The organism is Sporosarcina quadrami (assembly GCF_014836615.1).
Classification (GTDB): Bacteria; Bacillota; Bacilli; order Bacillales_A; family Planococcaceae; genus Sporosarcina; species Sporosarcina quadrami.
In genome coordinates, this window is the sequence record NZ_JACSQN010000014.1 from 63300 (window position 1) to 71637 (window position 8338).

An 8338-nucleotide genomic window follows, 5' to 3' on the forward strand; every position below is an offset into this window, starting at 1 on the left:
TTTTGTCTTTGTATTAGTTTGAACTAAGTTCTTGAACTAGCTCTTGTGCTTTACGTTCATTGTCATAGTCCGAGTCTTTTGCTTCTTGGTAGCCGTCATGACTATAAATCGCAATGACTTCTTTGCCTTCGTCGGAATTACCGATATTAATGAATGCTTTTTGAAGTGCAGCTTTCAGATCATCATTCATAATGTCTGAGTTTTTACTGACACTTACTGTATCGTTATAAATAGCAGGCATTACTCCGATTACATCGGTTTCATCCCAAATCGGATTGGATTGACCAAACTCAGCAGTCCATTTGTCTGCAAAATCAATACGTGCGTCCGCATACGTTACAAGTACGTCTGTTTGACCAGCAGCTAGACGAGCAAATGCACTTCCGTATGAGTCAGCTTGAACAACTTTAGATAGATCCGTAATTGTTTTACCGAAATTCTCATCTAACCATAATGCAGGATAAATATAACCTGCTGGAGATGATGAAGACATTACGTTCCAGCTAACATTGTCTAGGTCTTCAAATGACAATTTTTCACCGTTATTCACTTTTTCAGCAAGTGCTCTACCTTTTTCAGATGGACCTGCAACAAGAAGTGCACGGTATGAATTTGCTTGTGCATCGGACTTCTCTGTCGGCTTATTTTTATTCCATTCAGCTGGATCTTCCGAATCAAGGCTAAGTCCAGCACGAGTTGCTGTCAAAATAACTTCTGCACCGTCATCGTAAAGGACATATGTACCACCAGGGATCAAACCGATATCCGTTGTTCCGGCAGATAATGCTTCACCGACAGCTTCATAGTTTGTTCCTACTGTAATTTCAACGTTGTCTACATCATAACCTTGTGCTTCGAGTTCTGATTTCAACATTTCTTTCAGTGGTTCTGTAGCTGTAATAATTTCTTCAGGGTCACGAGATGGAACAAAAGCGATGGAAAGTTTGTCGATTTTCTTATCATCACCATTGCTCTCAGACTTTTTGTCATCTGAACCACATGCTGCAAGAGAAATACCCATAACAAGGACGAGCATTAACATTACGACCTTCTTCATAATCTACCTCCTAAAATTTGAATACTAGACCATTATAGGTTAGTTTGATAGAATCGGAAAGTAAAGATTATGTAAAATGTATTTTTAGTATACTGTGATTTTATTGAAAATGAGTATTGAGGTGTGGAATGAAAAGAATTTCTATATTGGTGACGAGCGATGTACATGGATATATTATGCCGACTGATTTTTCTGGTGAGACGAATTTACCGTTAGGTTTAGGGAAGCTGGCAACTGCCATCGAGGAAGAACGTAACGAAAATCCTGTTTTATTAATTGAAAATGGTGATTTCATTCAAGGAAGTCCGTTGACCTATTTTGAACAAAGCTTTAAAAAAGGGAAAGAAAACTCTGTAATTCGTTTGGCGAATGCGCTTCACTACGATCTTGCGGTATTCGGTAACCATGAATTCAACTTCGGATTGCCTGTCTTGAATAAAGTAGTGGAAGAATCCAATTATCCATGGCTTGCCGCCAACATTAAACGCAAAAACGGCGAGTATTTTACAAAGCCTTTCATTATCAAAGAAATTGACGGCGTCAATATTGCAATTGTTGGGGTGACAACTCAATTCGTTCCGATCTGGGAAGCGGCGGATAATATAGAAGGATTAGTCTTTGAGGATGCGTTCGAAGCAGCGAAGAGAGAAGTTGAATGGCTTCAAGCTAATCATCAGATCGACGTTATGATCATCGCTTATCATGGTGGATTCGAATGTGACTTGGAAACAGGGGCAGTCCTCGAATCCACACGGGAGAATGTCGGCTATCAAATTTGTAAAGAAATTGATGGTGTGGATGCTGTCATTACAGGTCATCAACATCGCGAAATCGCCCAGCATCTATTTGGCAAAGCTATCGTTCAGCCGGGTTCAAAAGGTGTAAGCCTAGGCAAAATCGAATTGACTTTTAATGATAGCGGGAAGTTAGAAAAAGCTGAACCATCGCTTATATATATGGAAGACGTTCATGTAAATGAAACAATAAAAGACATGATAGCACCAATTTATACAGAAACGGAGAACTGGCTGGATCAAAGCATCGGGACAGTAGAAGGAGACATGCTCATTAGTAGCCCTTTTACGGCTAGACTTGAGGGGCATCCATATGTTGATTTTATTAACCGTGTTCAAAATGAAGTAGGCGGCACGTCAATTTCATGTATGGCCGTTTTTAATGATGTATGTCTCGGCTTTAACCCAAATGTAACAATGCGGGATATCGTAACGAATTATATCTTCCCGAACACATTAAAAGTGCTACAAGTAAAAGGCAGATATATTATAGAAGCACTTGAACAATCTGCGACATATTTCACATTGGTGGATGGTGTTCCGGTCGTATCAGATGCTTTTATGATTCCAAAAGCGCAACCTTTCAATTACGATCTCTGGAGCGGAATCGATTATACAATCGATTTACGCAAGCCCGAACGAAGCCGTGTTGTAGAAGTACTTTATAATGGAATGCCTTTACAGCTTGATGAAACATATGACGTTGTTATGAATAACTACAGAGCAACCGGCGCTGGCAATTTTGAGTATTTCCGGGATTGCCCAGTAGTCAAAGACATTCAGACCGATATGACGGAACTGATAGCGGATTACTTTGTGAAACACGAAAAAGTATCCGCCAATCCAATGCGCAATATGAAAATCCTGTATTAATAAAGGAAAATATTCCCGGGTACCTGTGCACTATTTCCGGGTACCTGTGCACCGGACTATTCAGTCAATACACTACAATTGCATAAATAAAAAGCTGGAAGCCAATCATACAAGTATTTGATTGGCTTCTTTGTGTATTTTTATACTTAGTTGAGAATTGTCATAAATGCACTTCACACAGGTACCGACACAATTTATTTGATTAGGATTACTTGATAATGCTTGTTGGGTATGTTGAAATAGTACAAGTTAGAAAGGGGAGGGTATTTTGCATATAACAAAAGTATTTTGGTATTCATTAGTTATTTGTGTAGCTATTGTACTTTGGGGGTTCATATCTCCGGAGAGTTTAAATGGGTTGACTTCATTAGCTACTGTATTTATTTATGATCAGTTTGCATGGCTTTACATTTTTGTAATTGTTGCAATGATTAGCGTTTGCATTTATTTTATGTTTTCTCGTTTTGGGAGAGTGAAGTTGGGAAAAGATAATGATGAACCTGAATTTAGTTTGCTAGCATGGTTTGCGATGCTATTTAGTGCTGGAATGGGCATTGGTTTAATGTTTTTCACTACTGCAGAAACCATTTCACATGCTTTTATTAGTTCACCAAATGCTACACCGGGATCGGAACAGGCAATTGTTGAGTCTCTTCAATATGCAATGTTTCACTGGGGACTTCATGGTTGGGGATTGTATAGTATCGTAGCACTTGTGCTCGCGTATTTTAAATTTCGCGTAGGTGCACCAGGTTTGATTAGCGCAACGCTTGAACCGTTATTTGGTAAGAAAATTATGCGCGGTCCAGTTGGTCATATTGTTGATACACTTGCAGTATTTGCGACTGTTGTTGGTGTGGCATCGACACTTGGATTCGGCTCAGCGCAAATTAATAGCGGATTGACATATTTGTTTAACGCACCTAAAACATTATGGTTTCAATTAATCATTTTAGCAATTGCCACAGTGTTATTTATCGTGTCTGCATGGTCGGGAATTGGCAGGGGCATCAAATACTTAAGTACGATCAATATTGTCATAGCCTTTGTTTTATTAATCCTCTTATTCTTTGTTGGCCCTTCTACGTATATTTTAAATCTATTCACTACTTCCATCGGTAAATATGCAGGGAATTTTATTGAAATGAGTTTTGAGCTTAAACCGGTTAACGGTGATCAGCGACAGTGGATTAATGATTGGACCATTTTTTATTGGGCATGGTGGATATCTTGGGCACCGTTTGTCGGAATGTTTATCGCCCGTGTATCAAAAGGTCGTACCATTAAAGAGTTTATTGCTGGCGTATTATTAGCGCCAACACTTGTTACGTTTATCTTTTTTGCGGTGTTCGGAGGTTCTGCACTTTATTTAGAACAGAATGGACTTGCTAAGTTGTCCACTTTAGTTACAGAAACGGTGACATTCGGAATGTATGAGCATTATCCACTTGGAACAGTGCTTTCTCTAATAACGGTAGTTGTTATCGCAATCTTTTTCATCACTTCAGCGGATTCGGCAACATTTGTTCTCGGGATGTTTAGTACAGGTGGGCAGTTGAATCCATCTAATACTGTTAAAATTGTCTGGGGACTGACACTAGCATTAATGGCTGCGATTGTTATGTATTCGGGTGGGATAAAAGGATTTCAGAATATGCTTATCATATCAGCGTTGCCATTGTCCTTAATTGTCAGTTTGATGGTTCTCTCATTTTATAAAATTATTAAAGAAAAAGAATCATGAAAAAGTGAAAGTGTATTTCAAAGGAATGAGAATGAGTAAAAAAGTTAAAAAGGTGGGAAATTAAATGAATCTACTAAACGTTAGAAAAGGTCAATTCGTTTACTACAACAATAAACTCCATAAAGTCTATTCCGTGAAACCGTTTTTTAAACAGTCTATCCACCTCATCCGTCTTGAAGATCTGGAGCAACAATTGGCGACAGCGAAAGAAATCACTTTATACAAACCGAAGCATTTAGATAGCTTTGTTTGCAATTACAAACGATTTACACTTCAGAAGGATGCAAAAGCTACGATAGGCGACTACATCTTAATTATCAATCCTAAACCCGATTCGCTCGACCATCATCACTTACATGCGATAGAAATGGTGTCTAAAATTGAAGCGAATGGTGTCATAAGCAATAAATCCAACGGCATCAAACATAATGAATATTGGGTAATGGTACCGGGTTTCTCAGAAGGAGCAACACGTATTGATAAAATATTGCACCCTGGTTCGGAAGATGAAAACGAATATAATGCAGGAGAACCGGAATTACCTCCTCATGCAATTTACACACCAAAAATAGGGGATGTGTTTCAAAAGAACAACAGCGATCCCATCATCCAAACTATGATTGTAGCCATCCAAGGAGACACCGTCTATTTAGGCGGAGATATTGAAGTTAAAGTCGATAAATTACGAAATTCAGACGTATGGAGCTTCATCCTTAACGTATTAGATTAATTTTAGGTACCTGTGCAAGACACGATTCAGACAATACACGACAATTGCATAAAAAATGGAGAAAAGCCACTCGCGACGTTAGTCAGAAGGCTTTTCTTTGCACTTATATAGATTTAGTTGAATTGTCATAAATGAGTCGTGCACAGGTACCAACCATTATTTTGTGGTTTTCCCGACCAGTGTCTAGTCGTTCGAAAAATAAGAACGCCTGGAGGGCTTTCGCATATGCTAGAAGAAATGTGCGTGAAGGGAAGCGAGCAAAGAATGTATTATCAACCTTACGGGTATCCGTATCAACCGATTACACCTATGAATGGATCGACAAATAATTATGGTGGAATGCCGCATTACTACACTTATCCTTATGCGGCTATGCCATCTAATCCATCACAGCCGCATGCGACTGTTCCTGGAAATCATAGTCAGGCTGTAGATTATGGAAGAAGGCCTTTCGTCGTGGATATCGAGGAAGCAACGAAACAAAACAATACGTTCCGAACTGCCTTATGGACCGGGCAGTATTTGCAAACAACCTTAATGAGTCTCCGACCAGGAGAAGATATTGGACTTGAAATGCATCCGGATGTTGACCAATTTATCCGAATTGAAGAGGGGCAAGGGGTCACGCAGATGGGAAATCGAAAAGACCAATTAAACTTCCGAGCACCTGTCTCTGATGACTCAGCAATTTTTGTACCTGCAGGTGCATGGCATAACTTAACAAATACAGGGAGCAAGCCATTGAAGCTATACTCCATCTATGCACCACCGAACCATCCTTTTGGTACGGTACAACCTACGAAAGCAGCGGCGATGGCTGCGGAATATGGAAATCACCAGAGCAATGGTAACACGGTTATTTCTGGCAAAACTCCGGATGAATGGGTGCGTTACACAGAGTACTTAGTCAATGAAGGCTTAGATGATGTACGTCGTGGCATAAATGCGACACACATTTTGCAAGAGTTCATTTTAATGGGGGTTCTCGTAGGGCAAGGGTATACGCCAGAAAAAGCGTATGAAACAGTAGAAGAATGGGAACGAACTGGGGAATCTAAACTACTTCAACAAAGCAAAAATATGTAGGAACGGCAGTTTTTTTGTAGCTACATGTCAAACCACTACAAGAAATTCTATAAACGATCGCCTTTAGCCCACTCCGTTTTATTCAAAAGGCAACACAAAATTACAGTACCTAGATAGTAGTTCTGTACATGACTTCGTTTTTATTGTCGGGATGGTATTCTAAATTGTGAATGGAAGTTACGACTAAATAGAAGAGCCCTCACCTTAATAAAAAGATGGGGGCTCTTTGTCAGTTAAGCAAGTTGTGCTTGTTTCCGTCGAGATAATAGGACTGTCGTTGCAATGAGTAGAACGATTGTTAAGATTAGTGTGAACGCACTTCCAGTCAATCCAGCGACGATAAATCCAACAAGCGCAATGGAGGCATTGAGTAATGCATATGGGAATTGCGTTTTCACGTGATCCAGATGATCCGCTCCAGCTCCTGTTGATGAAAGAATCGTCGTATCTGAAATGGGAGAACAGTGATCTCCAAAAATCCCACCAGATAAGACTGCTCCGATACATACGAGCATGTGTGCATCGAGTGAAAGAGCCATTGGAATCGCGATTGGTAACATAATGGCGAACGTTCCCCAAGATGTCCCGGAAGCTAGCGCCATCACTGCGCCAACGACAAAGAGAATGGCTGGAATAATGAAAGCCGGCACATTTCCTTTCATTACTTCGACGATGAAAGCTGCCGTTCCCATTTCGCCAATTACTTTTCCAAGTGCCCAAGCAAGAACGAGCGTCGTTGCCACGTAAACCATTTTCTGCATACCAGATGTATAAATATCAAAAATCTCATTGAATTTCTTCACTTTATACACAATCATTAAGATGACAATTGTAATAGCTGCGAACAGATAAGCTGTGCTCAGCGCGACACGGAACTCACCGCCTGGAACTGGTGTCATTGGGAAGCCTTTTGAGATTAGCAGACCGAACAATGTAACGAATAATACAAGAAGTGGAAGCCAAATGAGGATTGTACGGCTACCTGTCGTATATTCCTTCATTTCTTCTGCCTTTCGTAACGGCTTGGACTCTGGCCAATAAAGTTGACCTGTTTGTCGTACACGCTGTTCCGCTTTTGCCATAGGACCGAAATCGAGTTTCGTAATGGCGATTAAAGGTACGAGCAATACTGTCAAAATTGCATAAAATTGGAATGGAATCACTTGAATCAGTGTATTGAATTCGGAATCGGCGATATTCAACTTATCGAATTCTGCACGAATCAGCCCCATTATATATACGCCCCATCCAATGAAAGGAATAAGAACAGCTACTGGGGATGAAGTGGAGTCAATAATCCAAGCGAGCTTCTCTCTTGAGATTTTCACTTTATCAAAGATTTTTTCAAAAACGGGACCAACAATAAGTGGCGTTCCGAGATCAGAGAAGAAAATAAGAATTCCACCGAACCAAGCAGATAATTGAGCATTCGCTCGTGTTTTTATGTATTTTGCCGAAGCAGCCGCAAGTGCCGCTCCACCACCTGATTTTTCCATTAACGCAACAAATCCTCCAATGAAAAACAACAGGACTAAAACAGCGGCATTATAGCTATCCGTCAGTTGCGGAAATAAATAATCCCCAATAACTCCGGTCGTAGCTGTAAGCGGATTACCGCCAACAAGAAGAAGAACACCTGCAAAAACACCAGAAAATAATGAAATAATAACGTTCTTCGTAACAATCGCTAAAATAACTGCAATAAGTGGGGGGATTAAAGATAACAGTCCCATATGTTCCATACAATTCATTCCTCTCTAAAAATAATTCATTGCATAACTATACAATTAAATTACTATATATGCAATATGTGATGAAAAAAATTCGGGGTACCTGTGCAAAACACGATTCAGACAATACACTACAATTGCATAATATAAAGAAGAAAAGCCACTCGTGACGTTAGTCAGGTGGCTTTTCTTTGTATTTATATAGATTTTGTTGAATTGTCATAAATGTGTCGTGCACAGGTACCGTCCACTAGCGTTGCATGGTAAGAAAAAACAGTAAGAGCGTACAAAATATTACAGAAAAACGCTTGCAAATAAACAAAA

At 39.8% G+C, this 8338-nt stretch carries 6 protein-coding genes; 4 read left to right on the top strand and 2 right to left on the bottom strand.

The window, feature by feature from the left end; translation table 11 throughout:
- Positions 1 to 13: 13 nt before the first annotated feature.
- Positions 14 to 1057, bottom strand: coding sequence for a phosphate/phosphite/phosphonate ABC transporter substrate-binding protein (locus tag H9649_RS14340; protein ID WP_191695587.1), 1044 nt, complete (start codon positions 1055 to 1057; stop codon positions 14 to 16).
- A 128-nt stretch (positions 1058 to 1185) separates the two neighbouring features.
- Here H9649_RS14340 and H9649_RS14345 point away from each other — a divergent pair, with 128 nt between their 5' ends.
- The 4 genes from H9649_RS14345 to H9649_RS14360 all read left to right on the top strand — a co-directional run bounded on the left by H9649_RS14345 (position 1186) and on the right by H9649_RS14360 (position 6284).
- A complete protein-coding gene (locus H9649_RS14345) occupies positions 1186 to 2724 on the top strand; it encodes a bifunctional metallophosphatase/5'-nucleotidase (RefSeq protein ID WP_191695588.1) in 1539 nt (512 codons plus the stop codon).
- A 265-nt stretch (positions 2725 to 2989) separates the two neighbouring features.
- Positions 2990 to 4468, top strand: coding sequence for a BCCT family transporter (locus H9649_RS14350; protein ID WP_191695598.1), 1479 nt, complete (start codon positions 2990 to 2992; stop codon positions 4466 to 4468).
- Between the two features lie 64 nt (positions 4469 to 4532).
- The gene (locus tag H9649_RS14355; RefSeq protein WP_191695589.1) at positions 4533 to 5198 is read left to right on the top strand and encodes a hypothetical protein; all 666 of its coding nucleotides are present in this window, start codon (positions 4533 to 4535) and stop codon (positions 5196 to 5198) included.
- 264 nt (positions 5199 to 5462) lie between these two features.
- The gene (locus H9649_RS14360; protein WP_191695599.1) at positions 5463 to 6284 is read left to right on the top strand and encodes a cupin domain-containing protein; all 822 of its coding nucleotides are present in this window, start codon (positions 5463 to 5465) and stop codon (positions 6282 to 6284) included.
- A 233-nt stretch (positions 6285 to 6517) separates the two neighbouring features.
- Here H9649_RS14360 and H9649_RS14365 read toward each other — a convergent pair whose 3' ends face one another.
- Positions 6518 to 8026 carry a Na+/H+ antiporter NhaC family protein gene (locus H9649_RS14365; protein WP_191695590.1) on the bottom strand — a complete coding sequence of 503 codons (1509 nt, stop codon included), beginning with the start codon at positions 8024 to 8026 and terminating at the stop codon, positions 6518 to 6520.
- Between the last annotated feature and the right edge of the window lie 312 nt (positions 8027 to 8338).